Origin of the sequence: Nostoc sp. WHI (assembly GCF_015714725.1) — a bacterium.
Lineage (GTDB): Bacteria > Cyanobacteriota > Cyanobacteriia > Cyanobacteriales > Nostocaceae > Nostoc.
The window spans coordinates 23,301-48,416 of record NZ_WBKM01000235.1; the positions used below are offsets into that span (position 1 = coordinate 23,301).

Annotated in this window: 23 protein-coding genes and 1 pseudogene; 13 read left to right on the top strand and 11 right to left on the bottom strand. The window is 41.7% G+C overall.

Translation table 11 applies throughout. The features are described 5' to 3' along the window. The first annotated feature begins 9 nt into the window (after positions 1-9). Positions 10-213 carry a hypothetical protein gene (locus tag F8S12_RS23775; protein WP_196518783.1) on the top strand — a complete coding sequence of 68 codons (204 nt, stop codon included), beginning with the start codon at positions 10-12 and terminating at the stop codon, positions 211-213. Between the two features lie 61 nt (positions 214-274). On the opposite strand, the gene F8S12_RS23780 is transcribed toward F8S12_RS23775, so the two are convergent. Further along, the gene (locus tag F8S12_RS23780; protein ID WP_196518784.1) at positions 275-3,880 is read right to left on the bottom strand and encodes an NB-ARC domain-containing protein; all 3,606 of its coding nucleotides are present in this window, start codon (positions 3,878-3,880) and stop codon (positions 275-277) included. Between the two features lie 562 nt (positions 3,881-4,442). On the opposite strand from F8S12_RS23780, the gene F8S12_RS23785 reads away from it, so the two are divergent. From F8S12_RS23785 to F8S12_RS23795, 3 genes are all read left to right on the top strand, one after another. Next, positions 4,443-4,682, top strand: coding sequence for a hypothetical protein (locus F8S12_RS23785; RefSeq protein WP_196518785.1), 240 nt, complete (start codon positions 4,443-4,445; stop codon positions 4,680-4,682). A 249-nt stretch (positions 4,683-4,931) separates the two neighbouring features. After that, positions 4,932-5,156: a hypothetical protein gene (locus tag F8S12_RS23790; protein ID WP_196518786.1), complete on the top strand. Its 225-nt coding sequence runs from the start codon at positions 4,932-4,934 to the stop codon at positions 5,154-5,156. A 104-nt stretch (positions 5,157-5,260) separates the two neighbouring features. Then, positions 5,261-6,091, top strand: a complete 831-nt coding sequence (locus tag F8S12_RS23795) for a PD-(D/E)XK nuclease family protein (protein WP_196518787.1) — start codon at positions 5,261-5,263, stop codon at positions 6,089-6,091. 12 nt (positions 6,092-6,103) lie between these two features. Here F8S12_RS23795 and F8S12_RS23800 read toward each other — a convergent pair whose 3' ends face one another. Together F8S12_RS23800 and F8S12_RS23805 are read right to left on the bottom strand one after the other, a co-directional pair. Continuing rightward, positions 6,104-6,694, bottom strand: coding sequence for a 3'-5' exonuclease (locus F8S12_RS23800; protein WP_196518788.1), 591 nt, complete (start codon positions 6,692-6,694; stop codon positions 6,104-6,106). Positions 6,695-6,837: 143 nt separating this feature from the next. Continuing rightward, on the bottom strand, positions 6,838-7,272 hold the full coding sequence (locus tag F8S12_RS23805; protein WP_196518804.1) for a hypothetical protein: 435 nt from the start codon (positions 7,270-7,272) through the stop codon (positions 6,838-6,840). 458 nt (positions 7,273-7,730) lie between these two features. On the opposite strand from F8S12_RS23805, the gene petN reads away from it, so the two are divergent. The 3 genes from petN (at position 7,731) to F8S12_RS23820 (ending at position 11,293) form a co-directional block, all read left to right on the top strand. Next, positions 7,731-7,820: a cytochrome b6-f complex subunit PetN gene (gene petN / locus F8S12_RS23810; RefSeq protein WP_012408302.1), complete on the top strand. Its 90-nt coding sequence runs from the start codon at positions 7,731-7,733 to the stop codon at positions 7,818-7,820. 4 nt (positions 7,821-7,824) lie between these two features. Then, positions 7,825-7,989, top strand: a complete 165-nt coding sequence (locus tag F8S12_RS23815; protein ID WP_196518789.1) for a hypothetical protein — start codon at positions 7,825-7,827, stop codon at positions 7,987-7,989. 154 nt (positions 7,990-8,143) lie between these two features. Beyond that, positions 8,144-11,293 (top strand): GAF domain-containing protein, encoded by a 3,150-nt coding sequence (locus tag F8S12_RS23820; protein ID WP_196518790.1) that lies wholly within the window; start codon positions 8,144-8,146, stop codon positions 11,291-11,293. A gap of 48 nt (positions 11,294-11,341) precedes the next feature. Here the strand turns inward: F8S12_RS23820 and F8S12_RS23825 are convergent, their stop codons facing one another. The 5 genes from F8S12_RS23825 to F8S12_RS23845 form a co-directional block, all read right to left on the bottom strand. Further along, on the bottom strand, positions 11,342-12,733 hold the full coding sequence (locus tag F8S12_RS23825; protein ID WP_196518791.1) for an alkaline phosphatase family protein: 1,392 nt from the start codon (positions 12,731-12,733) through the stop codon (positions 11,342-11,344). Between the two features lie 14 nt (positions 12,734-12,747). Next, positions 12,748-13,992, bottom strand: coding sequence for a metabolite traffic protein EboE (gene eboE / locus F8S12_RS23830; RefSeq protein WP_196518792.1), 1,245 nt, complete (start codon positions 13,990-13,992; stop codon positions 12,748-12,750). An 18-nt stretch (positions 13,993-14,010) separates the two neighbouring features. Beyond that, positions 14,011-14,943, bottom strand: a complete 933-nt coding sequence (eboC, locus tag F8S12_RS23835) for a UbiA-like protein EboC (RefSeq protein WP_442946825.1) — start codon at positions 14,941-14,943, stop codon at positions 14,011-14,013. A gap of 99 nt (positions 14,944-15,042) precedes the next feature. Continuing rightward, the gene (locus F8S12_RS23840) at positions 15,043-15,975 is read right to left on the bottom strand and encodes a TatD family hydrolase (RefSeq protein ID WP_230968222.1); all 933 of its coding nucleotides are present in this window, start codon (positions 15,973-15,975) and stop codon (positions 15,043-15,045) included. Between the two features lie 85 nt (positions 15,976-16,060). Beyond that, entirely contained in the window at positions 16,061-16,942 is an 882-nt protein-coding gene (locus F8S12_RS23845; RefSeq protein WP_196518793.1) for an EboA family metabolite traffic protein, read from the bottom strand. Between the two features lie 617 nt (positions 16,943-17,559). Between F8S12_RS23845 and F8S12_RS23850 the strand changes: the two genes are divergently transcribed. Next, positions 17,560-18,762 (top strand): 3-dehydroquinate synthase, encoded by a 1,203-nt coding sequence (locus F8S12_RS23850; RefSeq protein ID WP_196518794.1) that lies wholly within the window; start codon positions 17,560-17,562, stop codon positions 18,760-18,762. A 166-nt stretch (positions 18,763-18,928) separates the two neighbouring features. On the opposite strand, the pseudogene F8S12_RS23855 reads toward F8S12_RS23850, so the two are convergent. The 3 genes and pseudogenes from F8S12_RS23855 to F8S12_RS23865 all read right to left on the bottom strand — a co-directional run. After that, positions 18,929-19,102 (bottom strand): annotated as a pseudogene (locus F8S12_RS23855) (IS630 family transposase); the annotation flags it as partial. Positions 19,103-19,168: 66 nt separating this feature from the next. Beyond that, positions 19,169-19,450 (bottom strand): hypothetical protein, encoded by a 282-nt coding sequence (locus F8S12_RS23860; RefSeq protein WP_196518796.1) that lies wholly within the window; start codon positions 19,448-19,450, stop codon positions 19,169-19,171. Positions 19,451-19,918: 468 nt separating this feature from the next. After that, entirely contained in the window at positions 19,919-20,458 is a 540-nt protein-coding gene (locus F8S12_RS23865; protein WP_196518797.1) for a DUF721 domain-containing protein, read from the bottom strand. A 213-nt stretch (positions 20,459-20,671) separates the two neighbouring features. On the opposite strand from F8S12_RS23865, the gene F8S12_RS23870 reads away from it, so the two are divergent. The 5 genes from F8S12_RS23870 to F8S12_RS23890 form a co-directional block, all read left to right on the top strand. Continuing rightward, positions 20,672-22,027: a hypothetical protein gene (locus F8S12_RS23870; RefSeq protein ID WP_196518798.1), complete on the top strand. Its 1,356-nt coding sequence runs from the start codon at positions 20,672-20,674 to the stop codon at positions 22,025-22,027. Between the two features lie 207 nt (positions 22,028-22,234). Then, a complete protein-coding gene (locus tag F8S12_RS23875; RefSeq protein WP_196518799.1) occupies positions 22,235-22,975 on the top strand; it encodes a PspA/IM30 family protein in 741 nt (246 codons plus the stop codon). Positions 22,976-23,137: 162 nt separating this feature from the next. Beyond that, entirely contained in the window at positions 23,138-23,914 is a 777-nt protein-coding gene (locus F8S12_RS23880) for a PspA/IM30 family protein (RefSeq protein WP_196518800.1), read from the top strand. Between the two features lie 125 nt (positions 23,915-24,039). Further along, positions 24,040-24,375: a thioredoxin family protein gene (locus tag F8S12_RS23885; protein WP_196518801.1), complete on the top strand. Its 336-nt coding sequence runs from the start codon at positions 24,040-24,042 to the stop codon at positions 24,373-24,375. Positions 24,376-24,450: 75 nt separating this feature from the next. Then, positions 24,451-25,116 (top strand): aminotransferase class I/II-fold pyridoxal phosphate-dependent enzyme (locus tag F8S12_RS23890; protein WP_196518807.1); only part of this gene is annotated, 666 nt, incomplete at its 3' end.

The following is a 25,116-nucleotide window of genomic DNA, read 5'->3' on the forward strand; positions in this document are numbered from 1 at the left end:
GGGCTAATAGTGTATTTAACTCCAAAAAGCGGTTTATTTCTGGGTGGTGCTTGTGTAAGTGCGATCGCAGCCGTAGGTTCGGTTTTTGAACTCAGTTATGGACACCCAGATTTTGGTGTCCCAGTTACGGCGATTATCCTAGCATTGAGCATTCCACTCACAGGATTATTTTTCTTTGCCGCAGTGAAGGACGCAAGGGGTAACATGAAATAAGCATCAGGTACATAAAAAAGGTAAAGGGATGAACGAAAGGCAAAGTTTATCCTTTTACCTTTTATTTTTGCTCTGCATCTTCCACTGCCCCTAAAGCTTTCAGTGTTGCCTTCTGAGCTGCTGTTAAACCGATAGAGCCTGTAATCTCCATATCCTCATATGGTTTGGGGATACTAAGAATTTTCAAACATTGACCAGTGTCTGCATTCCATATCCTCACAGTTTCGTCTTCACCACCACTAGCTAGAAATTGTCCATTGGAGCTGAAAACGACTGACCATATCCTCTTGGTGTGCCCTTGCAGCGTTTTAAGGCATTTAGTAGTGTTCACATCCCAGATTTTCAGGGTATTGTCATCACCAGCACTGGCCAAAATGTAGCTAACTTTATTAGTCTCACTGGCGATTGTGTAACTTTGAGGACTGAAAGCAACGGCTCGTACTTTATCGGTGTGTTCCTTCAAAGAAGGTTCTAGAGGTTCCAGGCTGTCGTTGGTGCTGGCCTTCCATAATCTCACTGTATGGTCTTCACTGGCACTGGCTATCATTTGACCGTCAGAACTGAATGTTACTGACTTTACCCAATTAGTGTGTCCTTTCAAAGGTTCTAAGGATTGACCTCTGCTAAGGTTCCACAATTTCACTGTATGGTCTTCACTAGCACCAGCTAAAATGTCACCTTTGGGACTAAAGGCTACAAACCATATTCTGTTAGTGTCTTCTAACAAAGTTTTGAAGCATTTACCAGTATTCACATCCCATAACTTTACTGTTTGATCGTCACTAGCGCTAGCTAAGATTTGACCATTGGGGCTGAAGGCAATTGACCATACCCAATTAGTATGTCCCTTCAAAGTTTTGAAACATATACCAGTATTAGCATCCCACAACCTGATAGTTTGGTCATCACTGGCACTAGCTAAAATTTGACCATCGGGACTAAAGGCGACCGATCGCACTCCATTCCTATGACCCTTCAAAGTTTTAAGGCACTGACCAGTGTTTACATCCCACAGTCTAACTGTGTAGTCATCATTGGCACTGGCTAGGATTTGAGAATCGGGACTGAAAGCTACAGACCACACCCAATTAGTGTAACCCTTCAAAGTTCTCAAGCATCTACCAGTTTCCCCATCCCACAGCTTTACTGTTTGGTCATCACTGGTACTGGCAATTGTCTGATTTTCAGGACTGAAAGCTACTGACCAGATTCTATCTGTGTGTCCAGGTAAAGTTTTTAGACACTGACCAGTGTTTACATCCCACAGTCTAACTGTTTGGTCATCACTACCACTTACTATCATGTCCCCTAGAGGACTATAGTCTACTGACCATACCCAATTAGTGTGACCTTTCAAAGTTTTGAGGCACTTCCCAGTGTTAGCATCCCACACCCTGACCGTTTTATCATCACTGGCACTGGCGATCGCATCACCTTGAGGACTGAAAGCTACTGACCAGATTCTATCTGTATGTCCTAACAGTGTTTTGAGGCATTTACCGCTCTTGACATCCCAAATTTTCACGGTTTGGTCTTTGCTACCAGTAACTAAAGTTGTACTATTGGGACTAAAAGCAACTGACCGTACCCAATTAGTGTGACCCCTCAAACTTTTGAGGCATTTACCACTCTTGACATCCCAAATTTTCACGGTTTGGTCTTCACTAGCACTAGCGATCGCATCACCTTCAGGACTATAATCTACTGACCAGATTCTATCTGTATGCCCTAAGAGTGTTTTGAGGCATTCACCGCTCTTGACGTCCCAGATTTTCACTGTTTGGTCTTCACTGCCGCTAATTAGGGTTGTACCATTGGCATTAAAAGCAACTGACCAAACTTTATTAGTGTGTCCTTGATAAAGCAAAAGTTGTTGACCAGTAATAACTTGCCATAGGCGAATCTCACCGTTAGCATCTCCTGTAGCTAAAAGTTGACCATCTCGACTAAATGCTACTGACAACACAGTGGCAAAGTTTTTAGCAAAGACAGACCGAGTTAGGTCGCTGTGAGCAAAACTGACCTGATGCAGATTTACGTTCTGTAGATAAGCTTGCCGAACAGCTAGATGGGAGAAGTCATAACCAGTCAAATCAGTCTGTAATTGACACAGTAGATTGAGAACGTTACTCCCAGCATATCCAGGTTTGACAACAAATTTGTCTCGCAGGGGTTCCAGAATTTGCATTAGCTTGTCTTCAATATTTCTCTGAGTGATAAAAACACTGAGCAATCTTTTGATGATTGGTTTCAAAATCAAGCGAATTTGAATATCTCTGACATAATCTTTGACAGTGGCTCCCATCAGAGCATGACTCATGAATAGTACGATTTCACCTGTAGTAATTTCTTGACAAATCTGTTCAATTATGGTATCAGTGATGTACTCCATAACTACAGGTTGGAGGGTGAACAGTGCTGTGCTTTTTTCAATAAGCGATCGCCGCCGCAGTGATTCTAGTGCTTCTAGTAATTCTCTTTTTGCTAAGGGACGCACAATATCATCTAGCAATTCTTCTAGCAAAACTGCCTCACGCTTGATTGCCAACCAGTAGATAATTTCTTTTTCTAGCTCTGAGGCGCGTTCAAACTGCTGGTCTAATAAATTACGAGTGTCACCAAAAATTATTTCTTCTTCGGCTAAAAAGGCAGCAATATCCCCACCAAATAATTCTCGGATTGTCTCTGAGACTAGCTTTAAAGCCAATGGATTGCCTGAATAATTCTTAACTAGTTTCGCCCAGTTTTGCGGCGATCCAGATAAGCCTTTATCTTTGAGAATTTCTTGCCCTTCTGTTTCTCCCACACCAGGTAATGATATTGTTCTGACTGGTGATGCTTTGCCCTCTAAAGGTGCAAATTCTTTTGGTTTTTCGCGGCTAGTAATCACCAAGCAGCTATCATGAGGTTCTTCCCCTACCCGTCTCAGTAGTTGACCATAACCTTCATATCCTTGTTGATAGTATCCGGCGCGAGGTTCTTGCGAAGAAGCTACGCTCATGCTTGTTTGCAAAATTGTCTCTGCATTATCCAACACCACAAGACAACGCCGCTTTCGTAAATAATCAATTAGCAGCGTGACTCTACCATTTACGGTTTCTGGTAAATTCGTTTCTCGCTCATCAGATAGAAATCGGATCAGATTTGCTAACATCTCTTGGATGGGTGGAGCATTGCGGAGAGTTCGCCAAACTAAGTAATCAAAATTCTCTTGAACTTCCTCTGCCAGTTTTACAGACAAAGCAGTTTTGCCAATTCCCCCCATGCCTAAGAGTGCTACCAATCGACATTTATCATTGACAATCCACTGCTTAAGGTTAGACAGTTCTGTTCCCCGTCCGTAGAAGACATCACGGATACTTGGTGCTTCGCCCCAATCTTGACGCTTGTTGGCAGTCGCTTCTATAGTCTGCAAAGAAGCTTGATATTCACTTTCAATAATTTGCTGTAACTTAGTGAGTTTACCTGGTCCGCTGCCACTCACTTGGAATTTTTTGTAAACCTCGCTCAATCTTTTGCGTACTGCCTCAGCGCTGACACCCAATTCTTCAGCGATCGCATTTGGCGATTTGTCTTGAGCGGCATATAATAACACCTCTAGCTCACTGCTAGACACACTTCGTTCTTGGGCTAAAGCCAAAAGAAAGTCTTCGGGAATCTCACTCATACGCACATTATGACAAACTACACTCCAATATTACCTCACTAGGTGAGGTAATATTCTGCTCAGAGTGACGCTTAAACTATTGTCTGGTGATGATCAGGTGTTTTTAAGTCGGTATTTTATGTCTTTTTAAATAATTTTCTCAGTTTTACTTGACTAGGTAACTAAGTTACTTTATAGTGAGTTTAACGCAGGTAAGTCGGATAACTTAGTAAGTTTAGGGTTGAATTACTAAAACTTAGTGAGTAAGAGGTAAAGGCCAAAACTGGAACCGTTAATCGATTTTGAAAAAGACAAGCATTGAAAGTCTGTTGTCTATAGGAATTGTATTTTAGGGTTTGATGCGCGTAGTGTGCGTTCTGCATCATCACGAGCATTAAACACTTAACAATAAATTGTTTATTTTCACCATTTGTAAATACCAAAACTACTGTTGTTGGTATTCAAACTTGATTCAGGTTTGGAATGACTGCTGCGTGCTTTCAAGTATTGGCTCTTTTTTTTAGGACAGTCGAGGTGGCCTTAACAGCTGCTTAGATCTAACTCTCAAAACAGGACAAAAACTATGAAAATCAATCTCAAAGATGATGAAAATCTACTATTTAAGTGGTTTTGTCAGGGACTCAAGTATTTTCTGCTGACTCTGCTTGGTTTGGCGATCGCTCTTGTTTTGTCTCATGTTTTTGGCGCTGTCTCAATAGCTGGGATGCTGTTATCCACAAGTCTATGGATACTCTTTGTGAGGATAGCAGTATCTCTGTTCTGTCTATTTGCGATCGCCATGATTATTGAGTCTTGGGGTTAATAAGTAATCGTACGGAATTAATTACACAATTTCATTGCGAGCGAAGCGAAATGAAGCAATTCGCTTGCGGTTGGGATTGCAACTCTTGGAGACGCTCCGCGAACGCTCGCAACGACTGTAAATATTTTTGTACATCTACTTAGAACAGAGTTTGCTATTTAAGACTCATGCTGAAGCTTAATAAATAGCTTTTGGCTAACTTTCACTCAGCCAAAAGCTTCTCTTAACTTTACATTTGGAGATTATATCATGTCAAAGAACAGCAACGGCTTTAAGGGAGAAGCACTTTCACCGATTTTAGTCATCTTAGTTGCAGGGTCTATCTCTTTGGCGATCGTAAACAAAGATAATCACCCCGCATATTTTGACATAGTGAAAATAGCTATGGCCTACAGCTTTGGCTCAATCAAGTCCCAAGAAAAAACTAAACATTCCCATAACCAGGATGATGTAGATAAGGATGAGTTAAAATAGCAGACATGAAGGTTATCTGTGAAGGCGATAGAAAAATACCTGTTTTTCACAGATAGCCAGCCAAATGTGAGTTACAGACCAGAGTTTGCTTCTAAAATATAAGAATGCTGTCAACTCCAACTCAACTACTGCGACTGTCTCAAGGACAGCTCAACTTACTAGAAGCTTGTCCGCGTAAATTCCAACACACCTACCTACAACAACTCAGTTCGCCCTCAAATCCAGAACAAGAAGAACGGCAAACTTTGGGTAGTCGTTTTCACATGCTGATGCAGCAGCGAGAAATGGGTTTGCCAATTGATAGTTTCCTACAAGCTGATGCTCAACTGCAAAGCTGGATGGCAGGTTTTGCCGATGCAGCTCCAGAAATCTTAACACCTGTATCTGATAATCAAACTTTCCGCGAAAGTGAACACTACCGTACCCTGCAAATTCAAAATTATTTGCTCACAGTTGTCTATGATTTATTGATTGCAGATAACCAACAAGCGCAAATTCTCGACTGGAAAACTTATCCTAAACCACCGAATCAACGCAAGTTAGAATCCAACTGGCAAACACGGCTTTATCTGTATGTATTGGCAGAAACTAGCGACTATTTGCCAGAAAATATTTCTATGACTTACTGGTTTGTTCAATCTGAGGGCAAACCGCAAAATATTAAATTTAATTACAATACTGCTAAACACATACAAACAGCAAAGAAACTTAATCACCTGTTAAACCAGTTAACTAATTCGTTAGAACGCTACCAAAATAACGAGCAGTTTCCTCAAGTGGTGGAGGGTAGCAAAACTTGTGATTATTGTCAGTTTGCCAGACGGTGCTATGCCTACGGCGGTAAACTACGCACACAAGCTACAGAAGAACCAGTGAAAGAATCATTGTCAAATCTCGACAGCATTTTAGAAGTGTCACTCCACCTCATAGATTAAACAGAATTGCATTCAGTCAATTTCAGCATTTATATCGCATTCAGCTTGATTTTTGGTTTTAATCTGTCTGTAGATAGCTGCAATGTTGCGGGCATCATCAATGCCACGGTGATGTGTGCCTTTTAATTCTATTCCTAGTTTATTGAGAGCTTCTGCCATGCCAAATTTTTTAGACACGCCAAGATATTCTGAAAACTCCTCTTTGATATTTATGTGTTCTGAAATAAAAGGATAAGGGAAGTTATGAAACTCACAATCTTGAATAAATTGCTTTTTGTCGTAATTACCCCAAGAACAAAAAATATGATTGGGAAATGAATAAATCCATTCTTGGAAGTGAGAAATTGCCTCTAAAAATTTTGGTGCTTCGTCAACATCTTGCTGCCGAATGGTAGTCAATTCGGTGCAAAAATCTGTCAGTTGAGGATGTCTCACAGGTTGAATGAATTGCTGAAACTCTGAATCAATTTCCCACGTTGCTTGATTTAACATCACCGCACCGATTTCGATGATTTCCATTTCGTGACGGCGAATAGTCTCCTTGTTACAGCACGTAGCCTCCAGATCGACTATCAGATAATACTCGAATATTTTAGTTTTCATCTTAGCTAGTAAAGATTGATAATTAGTAATAATCTTGAGTTTTTAACTAACTATTTACAAAATTGTCGCATAATTACTTTTTGTATTGTTGTTGTAATAAAAATACTACGCTTAAGTTAAAATTATTTAGCGATATATGGAATTTACTTTGATGAAAAAGGTTTAACCCAACCGAGTTTAATGGCAATATCGAGAGCGATGGCAGCTATTATAAACCACAATACACTTTCAAAAGCCAATACCACAAAAGACCAAATTGTGCTGTGAGAATTCCACCCAAATTCTATCTGGGTTAATCCGCGCACCAAGCCAAAAGCCAGCACACCACCAGCTTTGAGTTGAGGATTTTGATCTGAGCGGATGATATAGCGGTAGGTAACACCAAATAGAAAACCAGTAAAAGTTGCAACTGCACCACTCACCCACAAGTGCCAATTAATATCAGTTTGCAGACTTGCAAGTATCTGAAAATACTTTGCCAGTACTAAAGTATTCAAAAGACTGGCAAGCACAAAAGCGAAAGACACAGATAGACTCCCAATTATTCCACCTTTCAGGGATTCTATACGTTCTGCCATTAGTTGAGAATCTAAAGTTTCGTTCACTGCTTCGATAAACTTACTCAAATAATTGTAATTAATTAAATGCTGCTATTATAGTTTCTCTTGCTGCACTACACTAATTGGACTTGGGCTTGTTGCAAAGCCTTGGTGCGATCGCTGACTTGTTGTTCCAAAGATTCAGTCAACACCCTAGACGTAAAGTACTAGCATACTAAGAAAAGATGTATGTTATTGGCGGCAGCTACGCCCGCACTTCTCTACGAGACCCTTCCCTACGAGACGCTCCGCGAACGGCAAGCTCAGGGCATCGCGCTGCGCGTAGCTTGCTTCCACGAAGTAGTACGGAAAGCTCAGTGACCATCGTAGACATCACACGCAAAACTTTCAATATCATTGATAAAAAAATCTGAGCCTACCCAATCCCTGTATGATAAATATTAGAAACCCTTTGTAATTATTTGAAAAGTGAGACTATGGAGATTTTGACACTAGGTTGGGTATCACTGTTAGTTGTGTTCACTTGGTCGATTGCAATGGTAGTCTGGGGACGTAACGGACTGTAGAGGTATGGTAGAAAGTCCATTCTTGAGTATTTTGACTTTAGTCGCTGTGGTGCTGCTCGTAGTAGTTACTGGTGGTATTGGTTATTTAACCTTGGCAGATTGGCGCGATCGCCGTCGCCTAGATGAAGAAAAACGCAGCACTCGCAGCACCACTTCCAAGCGGCGATAATTCGCTCGTAGTTGAAAAATGTTTTTGTAGGGACATGATACTATCGTGTCCCTACACTATTTAATCTGGCATTCCCAGGAAATAACTGTTACCTTTCTACTGTCTAGGGGAATTATGAAATATAAGACTTTCAATATTTAAAATCCCGTTGGGAATGGAAAACTCCTCTACTATTCAACCCATACAACCAAATTCAGAGCAGCCAGAATCTAATTCAAATATGACATTCTCCCTGCCTCAGAATGAGCAACAAAAAGCCTTGTCTGGAGTTATTGCCCGCATTCGGGAGTCTCTAGACATAGAAACCATCTTCAAAATTACAGTCACTGAAGTCCGCCAGCTTCTGAAAGCTGATCGGGTTACTGTGTATTGTTTTTATCCTGAATTGGGATGGGAAGGGGAATTTATTTATGAAGATGTGGGAGCAGAATGGGGTTCAGTAGTAGCAGCCAAACTGCCCGATCAATGCTTTGTTGCCGACTTTGCAGCATCATATCAGCAAGGTCTGATTAAAGCAATGGCTGATATATATCAACCCAATGTTAGTGATTGTCACGTCCAAATGCTAGAAAGATTCCAGGTACGTGCCAATATAGGTGCCCCTTTAATGAAAGGTAAGGATTTATGGGGATTGCTGTGTATTCATCAGTGTAGTAGTCCTCGCCAATGGGAAGCATCAGAAATTGAGTTTGTGCAATTAATTGCCCAACATCTGGGAGTTGCTTTGCAGCAAGCAGATTACCTGGAACAAGGGAAATTACAATCAGCACAACTAGCACAAGCAAAAGCCACAGAAAAAGCAGCAGAATGGCAGAAAACCATAGCCAGAACCATTGAGAAAGTTCGTCAGTCCCTAGAGTTGGAAAGCATTTTTTGCACAAGCACCACAGAACTTAGACAAGTGCTGAATGCTGACCGCGTGGCTATCTATCGCTTCAATGCAGATTGGAGTGGTGAATTTGTGTTTGAATCAGTAGCAGAAGGTTGGGCTGGCTTAATGCAAGAGCAGTTGGTGCAACCAGAATTGGATAGAAACATCAGCGAATGTAGCATCAAAAATTTAGCTGCACTCCCAATAGTTGATACTTACTTACAAGATACACAGGGTGGTCGCTTCACCAAATGTGAGCTATACCGTGTTTGTAATGATATTTACGATGCAGGTTTTAGCGACTGCTATATTAATGTATTAGAGAATTATCAAGCAAAAGCTTATGTGATTCTGGCTATTTACCACGGACAACAACTTTGGGGTTTGCTAGCAGTATACCAGAACACCAAAGCCCGTGATTGGCAGGAAGATGAAATCTACTTGCTTACCCAAGTTGGCATTCAACTAGGCGTAGCTTTGCAGCAAGCGGAATTTTTACGACAGACACAAATTCAAGCCGCAGAGATTAGCAAAGCCGCAGAACGACAAAGGGCATTGGTGAACACTGTAGAGAAAATTCGTCAGTCTTTGGATATTGACATTATCTTTAATACCACTACTCAAGAAGTTCGACGGCTATTAGAAGTGGAACGAGTAGCAATTTATCGCTTCTATCCTGATGGGAGTGGCGAATTTGTCGCTGATTCCATTGTTGATGGCTGGATGCCAATGGTTAAGTCGCAGCCGATAACGGAACGCGTTTTTGTCCAAGAAAAGCAAGCGGGTAAGTATGCACGTAATGAAGTTTTTGTACCAATTTCTCAGGGGGAAAAGCTGTGGGGATTGTTAGTAGCTTATCAAAACTCCCAGCCTCGTTATTGGCAAGATGAGGAAATCAACTTGCTGGCACAAGTTGGCGTTCAGTTGGGGGTAGCATTACAGCAAGCTGAGTCTTTGAAACAGGTGCAGGTGCAAGCCCAAAAATTGGCTAAAGCCGCCGAACGAGAACGCAAAGCAGCCCAAAGGGAGAAGGCGTTATCAGCAACGGTGGAGAAAATTCGCCAGTCTCTTGATATTGACACCATCTTTGCCACCAGTACAGAAGAAGTCCGGCGGCTATTAGAAGTTGATAGAGTGACAATCTATCGATTCCGGCCTGATTGGAGTGGCGAATTTGTTGCTGAGTCTTTAGCCCAAGGTTGGACACCAGTAAGTAAAATTGTACCTGCGATGTCTACGACGGGCGTAGCTGTTGCAGGTAATTACTTGCAAGAAACCCAAGGTGGAGATTTTGCTAATGGTAAAACTCTTGTGATTAAGGATACTTACAGCACTGATTCTTCTATTCCTTATATTGCCCTAATCGAGCTAATGGAGGCTATGGCATATATGATTGTGCCGATTTTTCAGGGTGAGAAACTTTGGGGATTACTAGCAGCTTATCAAAATATCAAACCTCGTGATTGGCAAGAAGATGAGGTAGATTTATTGATGCAGATTGGTACTCAGTTAGGGGTAGGACTTCAGCAAGCAGAATTACTTGAACAAACTCAACGTCAAAAAGAAGAAATTACCCAGACTCTTAAAGAATTACAGAACACTCAAAGCCAGTTGATTCAAAGTGAGAAAATGGCAGGTTTAGGGCAGTTAGTTGCTGGTGTAGCACATGAAATTAACAACCCAATTAGTTTTATCTACGGCAACATGACTTATGTTACCGAACATACCGAAAATTTATTTAAATTACTACGCCTATATCAGAAACATTATCCCAAGGCAACAGGAGAAATTGAAAAGCAAGCAGCAGCAGTTGATTTAGATTTCATTAGTGACGACTTGCCCAAAATTCTTACTTCAATGAAAATGGGGGCAGAGCGGATCTCTCAATTAGTCTTGTCGTTACGAAGTTTTTCTCGACTTGACGAAGCAGGAATGAAACCCGTTGACCTTCATGAAGGCATCGACAGTACTTTGCTAATTTTACAACATCGACTGCAACCAGAGACTAATTCTTTTGCTATTGAGGTAATTAAAGAATATGGTGAATTACCCCCGGTAGTCTGTTATGCAGCCCAGATAAATCAGGTGTTTATGAATATTCTCAACAATGCTATTGATGCACTTGAACATTCAGATAGGGCTGGAAAAATAATTGACAATCCTAAAATTTGGATTCATACAGAAGCTAAAGAAGGGAATACTATTCTGATTTGCATCGCTGACAATGGTTGTGGAATTCCAGAGGTGATGCGATCGCGCATTTTTGAACCTTTCTTTACCACCAAGCAACCAGGACAAGGTATTGGTTTGGGGCTATCTATTAGCTATCAAATTATCGTAGAAAAACACGGCGGTAATATCAAGTGTGTTTCTGAACCTGGTAACGGCTGTGAGTTATGGATAGAAATTCCGATGAAACCCTTGGTTAGCTAATAAAAAATCAGGCGATCGCTTTTTAACGAATATAGAAGAAGACAGAGTTTATTGCAGATTATTTTCACCTATATTCAAATGTTTGAGAATCAACGAGCAAACATCTGTTGCCTGAATGAAGTTTTGATCAACTAAGTGAGTTTGATGGGTGATAAATAAGGGACTTTCATCTGGAGAAGTGGTAATCTGACCGTGAGAGCCACGTACTAGGGAAGCATCCAGAGGAATCACGTCCATTAAATAGCGAAAACCGAGTTGTTTCTTCAGTAGCTTGAGAGCAATTTTTCCCTGAGGAAATTTTATCTGCGGATCAAGGAAAAGTTCTACAGGATCGTAACCAGGTTTGCGGTGAATATCTACAGTTCTAGCGAAATCAGGCGCTTTAGCATCATCGAGCCAATAATAATATGTAAACCAAGCATCAGGTTTAGCGATCGCAACTAACTCCCCCGATCTAGGATGATTTAGGTGGTAGGTTTGTTTACCTTCTTCATCCAACACCTGTGCTACGCCTTCAGTTGCTTCTAGAAGCGATCGCACTTTTGGGATGTATGCTGGATCATTCACATACACATGAGCAATTTGGTGATCAGCAACAGCAAAGGCAATGCTAGCGCCAAAATCGAGCAGTTCTAGCCCCAATTCCTCCCGCACAGCAATTAAACCATTTGTTCGTAGCACGCGGTTCAAATCCACTGCTTTGGAAACTGGGCTAATGCCATACTCAGAAAGAATAATTACCTGAGTATTACGTGCTTGATAATATTTAATTAAATCGCCACAAACAGCATCAATTTCTTGCAAATCTGTTTGGATTTGTGTTTGATTGTTACCAAATTTTTGCAGACAATAATCTAAATGTGGTAAATAAACTAATGATAATGTAGGGCTGTAACGTTCCTCAATCCATTTTGCTGAATTGGCAATCCATTGGCTAGAACTAATCGAAGTTTTTGGCCCCCAAAAATCGAACAGAGGGAAGTTACCTAAATCGAATTGAATTTGCGATCGCACATCACTAGGATGGGTATAAATATCAGGTAATTTTCTCCCATCTGCGGGATACATTGGGCGCGGCGTAATGGCATAATCTACTGAAGAATACATATTGTACCACCAAAAAAGGTTGGCACAAGTGAAGTTTGGATCAATAGATTTAGCTATTTCCCAAACTTTGGGAGCCTGTACTAATTTATTAGATTGTCGCCAAAATTTCACTTCACACTCATCGCGGAAGTACCAACCATTACCGACAATTCCATGTTCATCAGGCAATTTTCCTGTTAAATAAGTAGCCTGAACCGAACAAGTTACAGCAGGTAATACTGTTGTGATTGGAACCACTTGTCCAATAGCCGCCCAAGAAGATAAAAACGGCGTATTTTCTCCTAACAAACTTGGCGTTAATCCAACAACATTTAGAACAACCGTTTTTTTCATAAACTTAATTCCTTTTAATTTGCGGCGAGTTCTTTTAATACCCACTCATATTCCCGTTGAATAGAAGTTAGCAAATCTATTTTCATTTCTGATGGTAATACATCCCAAGTGTAAGTCTCAATTTCTAAATGTGAGCAAGCATTGTTTGTTTGAAGTAGACGCAAAACAGTAGCAATGTCATCTTGGGTAGACTGCAAAATTTGATAATCACGAATAAAAATTGGGACATGGAAGTGAGTACGCCATTCTTCAGCTAGAGATTCTTCTAAATGTGGTAAGGCATTTATTAAGTCAGGATAGTGATGAAGTGTACCGTCGCTGCGACGTTCTATTACTTGGTGAAGATAAGTAGATTCAGCAAAGGGGCGTAAGCGTTCAACTATCAAATTACGCTTCTCAATCTCAGCAGGTATTTTAACTTGAATTGCGGCGCTGATTTGAATCTTACCAATCTTAATTCCTGCTGATTGCAACCGCGCAAATATAGACTTTGGCTCCTCATATTCAACGGAAAAATGGCACGTATCATAGCAAATACGAACGTGTTCTAGCAGCTTAGTTTCTGCTAAACCCTGATCAATATTTAATTTTTCTGATAAATAACTACCGCCGATTGGCAACAACCAATTTTGATAGAAATCAATTACTTCTGAGGTATTCTCAATTAATCCATCAGGCTCAGGTTCTAAATTAATATGGAGTAACTTTCCTGTTTGTTCGTAAACGCGAATCATTTCTACAACAACTGATACTAAGTTAAAACAACTCTTTTTCACAACTGTTTCATAAGTTGCTTGGTCTTTTCCCCACCAAAGTTTATAGGATAATGGCAATGTAGAAATTCCGCCATCCAGCCCCTCTGGTAACAGAGTTGCTAAGATTTGTGTCAAGTTTAATGTATAATTTAAACGTTCCTCTATAGACCAATCTGGTGAATAAACTTGGTCTTTTACTACTTGTCGATGAAATCCGCCATAAGGAAATCCATTTAAAGTAAAAACATATAAATCTTGTTGAGTTAGCCACCCTTGAAATTGAGCCAAGTTATTACTTTCTAAAAGCTCTTTTGCAGCTGCATCTGCTAACCTCAAACCAATACCAAATGGTGCTGTAGCCGATAAACGTGACTTGAGTTCAGGAATATACTTCTCTAAATTAGCAAAAACCTCTAGCCAACTTTCACCAGGATGAATATTGCTGCAATAAGTTAAGTGAAATCCGTTTCTCTGCGACTCTGCGCCTCTGCGTGATACCTTCATAATTCTATTTAGTTAATCTTAAGTAACAGCAAAAATTTGTGCTAACTTCATCGAAATTGGTAGCAAAATTAGAACTAATAAACCGTAATACAAACCAGCAAAACCAGATGCAACCGTTGCATCTAAAACAATTAGAGACAACACACCTACTTTCACAGCAGTTCGGATATTTTCGGCTATTGGTTCACGCGCAGCTTTAATAAAATTAGGTAGCACTCGGATAGCTAATAAAACCGCGAATGGTAGTGCCGCGATCGCTGTATAATCTCCTAATAATCCTAAAGCTAAAACTGCCGTTAAAACTATTGCAATCAGTACTATTGCTAGTACTCCTGTAATCTTCTTACCTCCATGAACTTCGCCCTGACTAATTGCGGTGATTGCCGCAATGTAAAGAACAGGAATTAGCGCTAAATACCAACGTTCTCCTATTATTGCAGGTACAGCACTTACACCTAATAATAAGTTACTGCCACGACACAAACCCATATTTAAAGGGCCAAAAAAAGGATGATGTTTAGCGAATGAATCATACAGCAGCGATGCCAGAATGATAAATATAGCGATCGCGCCACTCAACCAAGATACTTGAAAAGCAGCTATAATACCGATTGCAAAAAGTATACTCCCCAATAGAATAGCATTTTTAGGGGATACACGGCCACTAGGAATTGCTCTATTTGGTCGCTCTTTTGCATCTAATTCAGCATCGAAAACATCATTAAAAACGATACCGCCGCCATACAAACCAGTTGTAGCTAATAACAACCAAGCTAATGGAATTAATACGTCATAACTTGCTTCTCCATTGATTAATTTAGCAAAAATAATCCCAGAGCCGGAAGCAGCAAAACCAACCAGAATATCCGCCCAAGCAGTAACAATATTAGCCGGACGCATCAATTCCAAATAACCTCGCCAGCCTTGAAAATTTAAGCTTGCAACATTCACTCGTCTGCCTCCTTAACTAAATAATTCATGAAATTTTCTCTTCCTCTGCGACTCTGCGCCTCTGCGTGAAAAAATCTTTATCCAACAGGTCTATATTTCCTACTCAATCAGCACTGAAACCGAATTAATTCCTGGTTCCTGTCCCCGCAACACAGAGTTACCATCGAATAGCTGACGCTGATCAATAGATTGAGGATTGAGCCAGTCTGATGCTTTCATCTGCCCAGTTTGACTATAAGCAGCTAGGGCATTTTCATAACAAACTGCCCGCACATTTTCTTCAGGAATACCTCTTTCTAACATCAACTGAGCCGTTTTTGGGACTGCCAAAGGATCGCTAATACCCCAATCAGCGCTACTATCTACAATGATGCGATCGCGTCCATATTTACGGACAACTTCTACCATCCTGGCGTTACCCATCTTTGTCTGTGGATAAATCGTGAAAGCAGCCCAAAAGCCCCGTTCTAATACTTCCTCAACGGTTTCCTCATTATTGTGATCAATAATGACTTGTGAAGGATCTAAACCATATTCGACACACCGATCCATACTCCGACTAGCACCCGCTTTCTTGTTACGATGGGGCGTATGAATTAGTACCAACATATCTAATTCTTTGGCTAATTCTAACTGTTGACAAAAGTACTTATCTTCTGCTTCTGTCATGTCGTCATAGCCAATTTCGCCGATAGCTACAACCCCCTCTTTACCGGCGTAAAGTGGTAACAGTTCTATAACTTCTGCTGCTAGTGCCTCGTTGTTAGCTTCTTTGGGATTTAGTCCGATTGTACAGTAATGTTGGATACCAAACTGACTAGCACGAAACCGTTCCCAGCCCACAAGAGTGCTGAAATAGTCTTTGAATGTACCGACATTAGTTCGGGGTTGTCCCAACCAAAAAGCTGGTTCAATGACAGCGACAATGCCATATTCCCGCATTACTAGGTAATCGTAGGTAGTACGGGAACACATATGAATGTGAGGATCGATAAACATCATGGTGTAGTTTAATAATTGGGCATTGGGCATTGGGCATTGGGCATTGGCATGGATTATTCTCCTTGTCTTTCTCATGCCCAGTGCCTAATCTCTTTCATTTGGAGACTGATAAGCGTTAGCGTAGCTCGCCGCAGGCATCGCTGCTAAAACTGTTCCAAGTCAGATTACCTTGTTGAATAGATGACTGTAAATCTGGATAACGGGAAAGTAATGCTTGCGCTTCGGGTAAAGACGATTGAGCACAAGCTAAGGCTGCTGCTTCTTGCTCGGCTATATCCCCATTAACCAGCACTCTTTCCAAATCTGCGATGATTGCGGTATCGGCAAACTGTCCCACAGCTCGCCAAAGTTCTGGCGTAACTGAGCGTTTAGCTGCCCAACGTTCGTGGGCATAATTTGCCAACATCCTCGCCAATTCTGGATTAGCACGGCGATCTAGACCCCAAATTAGATGCAGTGGACTGCCGACAAACACAGCTTTCAGCACCATCTGATTCCAAGCAGCATTATCTAAATAATCCGCCGGATAAGGGTTCCGTAGTGCGATCGCTTGGAACACATTACTCATATTGCTGCGAATTCCTTCAGCAGCCCGGTGGCGATGTAACTCTGGATGTGGTAATAGGGGCAAACTTTGATAAAGTGCGACTAACTCCCCCATATCGGCAGTAGAGAAGACTTGATCGAGCGATCGCACATACCCCTCAGCATCATTGTGGGGCAAAGCTAAAAGCAAGAGTGTGCGACCCGCTTGATCTACACTCCAGTTACCAGGATACCAACCTGGAAGCACGTCCTGTGCTGCTTCCAAGTCCTGGGATGTTAGCTGCAAATCCTGTTTACCCAGATAACGCGGCACAGCACTAAAAGCCATGAAAAATACTCGTTCAGCAGCGCCACTAGCAATCCGTGCCTGCTTCTGTTCTAGCCAAGCAGTAGCTTTTTCTGAGACAGACTGTAATAGCCAGTCATGCAGTAACTTGTTTACTTTACTCATGATGAATTCAGTAGAAGTTGCCCAACTTTTTTGTGACAACCAAGTATAAAACTTACCACAAAACTTAATACTTTATTATTAAACCAGCTAGATAATATATTACTTAGATCATAACTTTACTAAATCTATAAAAATCTCACAGCTTTAAATAAGATACTGTAAAGATATGATTTTGATTATATAAAGCATAAAACTAGGTTGCGGAAAACAATTAGACTTTTATGTAATGCTGACAACCTAAGATATAAATTCTAGGAATCAACAAAGTTTCTAAATTAATTAATGCTATTTTTGACCGAAAAATAAAAGGATACAAGACCTCCGAAGTCACGACATCTATCTATCTAAATAAATTTAGAAATTATTATTAATTTTGGATTTTGAATTCGGAGCGTACCCTTCTCTTAAGCAAGCTATGCGTGGTATCTCATAGAGAAGTGCCGTAGCTTATACACTTAAATAAAGAGACTTCAAAGCTTAAATAATTTATTAACTCAAATTTAATAAATCATTCAAAGTTTGAAGTTTCAAATAAATTTATTGTGTTCAATGCGCTGTAAATTTTAATTGCAGTGGTGCATCTATATTTCAGTTATTTAAAAAGTGATGGTGTTGAAATGGCTATAAAACAAAAGACTACTCTAAGTCTCCAATCAATTAATCAATGTGTTCGTGTGATCTTCAACTATGATGTTCATTTCACTAGAGGTTTGTTTCAGTTAGATAATCCTTTACTTGCACAAGTGATTGCCGCAGATGGGGAGACAACGCCAAAGCAAGTGCTAGCAGTGGTAGATGGAGGACTTTTACAGCACCAGAATGGGTTGCTAAAAAAATTATCAGTTTATGCTCAGGATTATGGAGATGTACTAAGACTGAGCGGTGAGCCGATGATAGTTCCGGGTGGAGAAGCAGTCAAGAACGATTCTAGATTTATAGAGCAAATTCATCAGATTATTGATGAAGTAGGATTGTGCCGTCACTCCTACGTGTTAGCAATTGGAGGTGGAGCCGTGCTAGACATGGCAGGATACGCAGCAGCAACGGCTCACCGAGGAATTAGGCTACTACGAGTACCGACGACAGTGTTAGGGCAAAACGATTCGGGCGTAGGCGTAAAGAACGGAATCAATGCCTTTGGCAAGAAAAACTTTTTGGGTACATTCATGCCACCTTATGCTGTCTTGAATGACTTTGATTTCCTCACTAGCCTTGATGATCGAGATTGGCGATCGGGTATTGCAGAAGCAGTGAAAGTGGCGCTGATTAAAGATGTAGATTTCTTCGATTTTATTATGACTTATGCCGATAGATTAGCTAATCGAGACATGGACATAATGGAAAAGCTGATCTATCGCTGCTCTCAGTTGCACTTAGAGCATATTGCTGGCGGCGGCGATCCCTTTGAGATGGGTTCATCGCGTCCTTTGGATTTTGGACACTGGGCTGCTCACAAACTGGAGCATTTAACGAATTACAGCCTACGTCACGGTGAAGCTGTAGCGATCGGTGTTGCTTTGGACACGACCTATTCATATTTAACAGGGCGACTCTTGCGATCGGAGTGGCAAAGGGTTCTAAGTACACTTAAAAAATTAGGCTTCAGCTTGTACGTATCGGCACTGTCAGAGCAATTAGATCAACCAGACCATCCATACTGCCTATTTAGGGGGCTTACCGAGTTCCGTGAACACTTAGGGGGAAAATTGACAATCACCCTTTTAGAAGGAATTGGGCAGGGAATAGAAGTTCACCAGGTGGATTTGTCTTTGTATAAAGATGCTATTTCGATGCTGCAAGATTGGGAACTTTCGCATTAATTTTTGTTATTTCAGGTTTTATCAAGCTCAGGGCTTTTCGTCATCATCCGCGAGTCCCAAAGATTGCTCAACCGAAACTAACTTATCTTAAAAATAAGCTCCATGTCTCAATAGAATCAGATTCTAGCCCGGAAAACACAGAGCATTAACACACTTGAAAGGGCTGGTAGCCTTGATAAACTAGCTTAAGTGCCAACGCTTTCTTTATCTGACGTGCATCTGGACGCAGATCGATAAAATTTTGTAGTTCGACGATCGCATCAAGTGCAATTATCTCTGTTGACTGTTGCCGCGATGCTGGCACTGCGAGTGTCGCAATTTCTAAATGCTGACTTATCATTGTTTCCTGCTAGACTTGTACTCCCCTCCGTATTTTCTCGTAGTTTTGTTAAAAATTAAATAAGAGTTAGATAGAGGTAGTTATTTCCTCTACAGAAGCAAGAACAGCATTGTTTACACCTAACACTAGAGATTGAGAAGAACCTAAAACTGGTGTTGCATCTGGTAAACTCCAAGCATCTTCCAAGGTTTCCCAAGAAGGTGCGAAAGGTGGGAGTGCCAAAGAGCAAGCTTTCCAAGTTGCTTTAACTGGCGCTCCCAATTGCTGACACATTCCACCACGGCGGCCTTCTGGCTGGTAATGACGGCAATATCGACAGGCAGATGCTAAAAATTTAATGGGTTTCATTTGGGTTCATCTTTAGTAGCGTTTCTGGCTAAATTTCACCCTTATATTTTGCTTCTATATACTAAGAGGGACTAGAGCCAAAAAGTCATTGTTTTCTATAGGTTTCAGCGATCCCAACGAAAAAATAAACTTTAGGATGTTTTTATATTCTTGTTATATTTTTCAATGATCCTTAGAGTGGTTACCCATAGATTTAGGCTAAAACTTATTAGGGATCAAGAGTAAAACTAAAGCTTTTGATTTATCCAGCCTTTTAAATTCCTCCTTAAGGATGGCTTAAAACAGAGAATTCAAGATAAATACTGTACTTTGCATACCACATTCGGCATATTCTGCTGCAAAAATATATTTTTCTGAAGAATCAGAAATATTTTATGTGGTAAGTAGCAAGTTTCTTTAGTATAAATTATGTACAACGAATAATTGCTAAACTATTTTGCTTTTAATTTAGGTCAGGACTGATTTTCTTCAAAACTGTTTAGCAGCACAGACAGAACAAACTGCCCAGCGCTGGAGTTCACCGGGTGGGGTGGGACATTGACACTGGGGACAAAGGGGTAAGCCATGCGATCGCGATCGCATTATCTTAGCCCAATGCCCAAAAGCAGCATTCACATCCTTAGTAGGTGTAACATCAGTGTGGCTAATATCATCACCAAGGTAACTAGGATGCTCATGCGGCAAAACCTTTTGTTGCTGTTCTCTTTCTACAGATGGATGCTGCCACCCGGCTGTAGAGAAGCGAATATCAACCAAAGGCGTTGGTAGCTTTTTATTCACCTTTAAAAGCAGAGACGGGCGACCAAAAGTTAGATTTTGCGCCCAAGCTGCACTAGAAGTTGCTACCCATAAAACATCGCGTTGAATCGATAATGGTCGAGTATGTGCGGCAACCACTGGGCCAACAATTTCTGTCCAACACTTGAGCAGGCGTTGAAATGGTTGCTCTTGCCATTTAGCCTGTTTTTCCAGAATGCCTAAAACATGATTAATTGATTTCAACGACATAATTAAAAGTGCTGAGTGCTGAGTGCTGAGTGCTGAGTGCTGAGTGCTGAGTGCTGAGTTGGGAATCTCACTTCTTCACTCAGAACTCGGAACTGTTTTTGCCCAATGCCCAATGCCCAATGCCCAGTCTATCTATTTAGATAATTTCCGCTACTATTGTCACAAATCTATCTAAAGTTAATTCCAGCAGTCTACGTTTGTGGCACAAAAGCAATGACCCAAAATCCCCTGATCGATTCCGGTACTCAATCGTCTAAAACACCTGGGTTGAAACCAGCACTAGCAGCAGCACTAGCGAGTTTAGAGGTGCCGCTAGATCAAGAGTTGGCTCGATACCGACGTGCGCGAATTGGTCCGCTGTCCTCAAACCAGCCCCGTATTGGGAGTTATATCAGCAGTAAACCCCAGCAGTTGACTGCCATTTCTACAACATCGGCAACAACTCAGCCATCAGTAGCAGAAATTAAAATCAACGTGCCGCCTGCACCTGTGAATCCTCAGAGGAACCCAGCACCACCTACGGCAAAAATCGACGTACTACCCGCATCTGTAACCGTAAATCCTCAGAGGAACCCAGCACCACCTACGGCCAAGACCGAGGAACTAAATAATCTCAATATACCCTCCACCTCAGATTCTGCGAAAACACAAACTCAACTTCCACCCCCCCCGCCCAACTTTACTAGCAGCATCGTGCCAGCAGTCGTTAAAGATACTAAGAGCGAAAATCTCGTGCAGCCGGATGACGCCCCTAAGCAGCCAGATGACTATTTGGAATCTAGTGAAGCACTGCTACGAAGTCTGACAGAAGAACAACCAGAAATCAAGAAGCAAAGCAATTCTAGCGACAGTCTGCTATCACCTTTGGGTATCGGCTCCATGTTGCTGCTATTGGTAGCGAGTCTTACCTTGGGTTATGTAGTTTTCAATCCCAAAAGCTTGTCACAATGGAATTTAAGCAAGTTGTTTAACGGGAATTCTTCTCCTGTACCAGAAAATACTGAGGAAGTTGGCAGTAATGTCCAACCTCAGCTCCAACCACCAAGCACATCTATACCCAAGTATCCTAATCTAGCCGCCGAAGAGTTTCCTGAGGTGAGAGACCCTAATGATGTAGTTGGCTTAAAACCCAAAATCCAACCTACCCTCCCAGTAGTGCTTAATCCAGTCGTTCCCCAAAACCCCGCAAATTCTCAAGGGGCATTGCCTGACCCCAACACAGCCCTAAAACCGACAAATCCGATCGCCTTAGCACCAGTACCGACAGTACAACCCTTGCCTCCCCTGAGTTTGCCTCCCATCGCAACGGCAAAAACCTCGCCCAAGCCGATCACAACCTCACCAAAGTCGAATGCGGAAATCAAACCAGGAACAGATGGGTTATATCATGTAGTGATAGAAAATCAAGGGCGGGCTTTAGCCTCAGCCCGGCAAGTAATTCCCGATGCTTATTTATCACCCAGCAAAGAATTGATTTATCTAGGTGCTTTTAAGACTAAAGAGCAAGTAAAACAACATCTGCAACTGTTACAGAGGAGAGGAATCAAGGCACGGGTTCAGCAGCCATGAGTTGCAATAATCTAAGATACCATGAGATAAGAGTGCTGAATAGTAGAGACGTCTGTGATCCTACGACAAAAATTCTTATACTCAGTACTCTAACTGGGTATTCAGCACTCCATAACTACCGTATGACAAAAATTTTTATACTTAGGACTTTAATTAGGCACTCAGCACTCATTATTCAGTACTGAGTTTCGTGAATGGAGAGCCGACATGGAATTAATCAAGCGTATCCTGCGGGTGATTCGCGCTAATCTCAATAGTCTGATCGGTAGTGCAGAAGATCCAGAAAAGATTCTGGAGCAAACCGTCATGGAGATGCAGGAAAATTTGGTGCTATTGCGGCAGGGTGTAGCACAAGCGATCGCTACCCAAAAACGTACCGAACGACAAGCTGCGGCTGCACAATCTCAAGCAGAAGAATGGCATCGTCGTGCCCAATTGTCCCTGCAACAAGGCAACGAAACTCTAGCACGGGAAGCTCTTACTAAACGTCAAGCCTACAAAGAATTGCTTTCAGCCCTCTCCAACCAGATAGAGCAGCAAAACAATATAGTAGCTAGGCTAAAAAAAGATATGCGATCGCTAGAGTTAAAAATTGCCGAGGCAAAAACTAAAAAAGATATGTATATTGCTCGCGCCCGTTCTGCCGAAGCATCTTATCGCCTCCAGGAAATGCTCGGCGGCGTTTCTGCCACCAGCAGTCTGAGTGCCTTTGAGCGGATGGAAGAAAAAGTTTTGCAGATAGAAGCTAAATCAGAAGCAATAGCTCAACTCAGTAGCGACGACTTGGAAACACAATTTACTTCCTTGGAATCTAATGATGTAGATGCCGAATTAGCAGCGATGAAGGTGCAGGTTTTAAACCAGTCAGAAAACACACAGCACAACAGTCTCCTCACTGAGGAGAACCAGAAGACAGCACAGCAGGTACCCAAAACTCAGGACTCTTAAAGTTCGGCTAATTAACCCAGTTTGGAGATATCTTAACAATTAAGAGTTGTTGGGAGTTACTGATTCAAACCGGAAAGATTACATTAAAATAGGTAGCTATTAAAAAGTAAAAAAGCTAACTGTCCAACAAAAAGCGTAAACCAGACAAGGAAAAACAAAGTTATGGGATTATTTGATCGCATTAAGCGAGTAGTTAGTTCTAACCTCAACGACCTGGTTAACAAAGCCGAAGACCCCGAAAAAATGTTAGAACAAGCTATCCTGGAAATGCAGGAAGACTTGGTTCAGCTGCGTGGGGGAGTAGCCCAAACGATCGCCGCCCAAAAACGCAGCGAGATCCAGTACAATGGTGCCCAAAATGAAATCAATAAGTGGCAACGCAATGCCCAACTAGCCCTGCAAAAAGGCGATGAGAACTTAGCACGACAAGCTCTAGAGCGCAAGAAAACTTATACGGACACCAGCGTAGCCCTCAAAGCTAGTTTGGATACCCAAAGGACTCAAGTTGAAACTCTCAAGCGCAACTTAATCCAGTTGGAAAGCAAAATTTCTGAAGCTAAGACTAAGAAAGAAATGCTCAAAGCTCGGATCACCACTGCAAAAGCCCAAGAGCAACTCCAAAGCATGGTGAGTGGGATGAATACCAGCAGTGCAATGTCTGCCTTCGAGCGGATGGAAGAAAAAGTCTTGATTCAAGAATCCAAGGCCCAGGCACTAGGAGAGTTAGCAGGTGCAAATTTAGAAACTCAATTTGCCCAGTTAGAAGGTGGTAGCGATGTTGATGATGAATTGGCAGCCTTGAAAGCGCAAATGTTACCACCTGCGACTCCCCAAAATCAACCCCAACTGCCACCGCAACAACAAACTACTGCTCCTAAGTCCAGTGAGGTGGTTGATACCGAGTTGGATTCCCTACGCAAGCAATTGGATCAGCTGTAAAATTGGCAGAAAAGTTATTTGAGCCAGTCCCACGCCTGTTGGCTGTGGGATTTTACGTCATTAGTCAATACTTTGAGATAAAGTATTGTGTGTGCCAACTTTGATGCCACCTGATGGAGACTGTAATGAATAAGGCTGTAATCACCATAACTGATGCTGAGTTTGAAACTGAAGTGTTAAAAGCCGAGCAGCCTGTATTAGTTTACTTTTGGGCTTCCTGGTGTGGGCCTTGTCAATTGATGTCGCCCGCGATCGCTTCAGCTGCCATCGAATATAGCGATCGCCTCAAAGTCGTTAAAATGGAAATTGACCCCAACCCACTCACTGTTAAGCAGTACCAAGTGGAAGGTGTACCCGCTCTCAGACTGTTTCAAGGACAGGAAGTTTTGATATCCACTGAGGGAGTCATCGGCAAAGAGAAATTACTCGCTCTTTTAGATTCGCATTTGAATACTAATTAGTCATTGGTCAATAGTCAATAGTCATTTGCTAATGACTATTGACAAAGGATAAAAAACAAAAGACAAATGACCAAGATGCAATTTGCAAAGCGTTTACAATCCCTACAATCTAATGTATTTGCTGATATGGACAGAGCCAAAGCAGTTGCATTGGCAGCCGGACAACAAGTAATTGATTTGTCGTTGGGGTCTTCTGATTTACCAGCCGAGGTACATGTCATTGAGGCGATCGCCCAGTCTCTTCACGATCGCAGTACCCACGGGTACCTGTTGTTTAACAGTACCCTTGGGTTTCGCGAAGCCGCAGCCAACTGGTACGAACAAAAATTTGGCATCAAAGTCGATCCTCAAACTGAGGTATTACCTCTGATTGGTTCTCAAGAAGGTACAGCCCATTTCCCCCTAGCAATACTCAATCCAGGAGATTTTGCCCTATTGCTCGATCCAGGTTATCCCTCCCATGCTGGGGGAGTCTACCTAGCTAGTGGTCAAATTTACCCGATGCCGTTACGGCCAGAAAACGATTTTTTACCAGTGTTTGCTGATATCCCTGTCCCAGTCTTGGCTCAGTCACGGATGATGGTATTAAGCTATCCTCATAATCCCACGGCTGCGATCGCTCCTTTATCTTTCTTCCAAGAAGCTGTCGCCTTCTGTCAACAACACAATCTCGCCTTGGTTCACGATTTCCCCTACGTAGATTTGGTATTTGGCGAGAGTGGGGAGTGGGGAGTGGGGAGT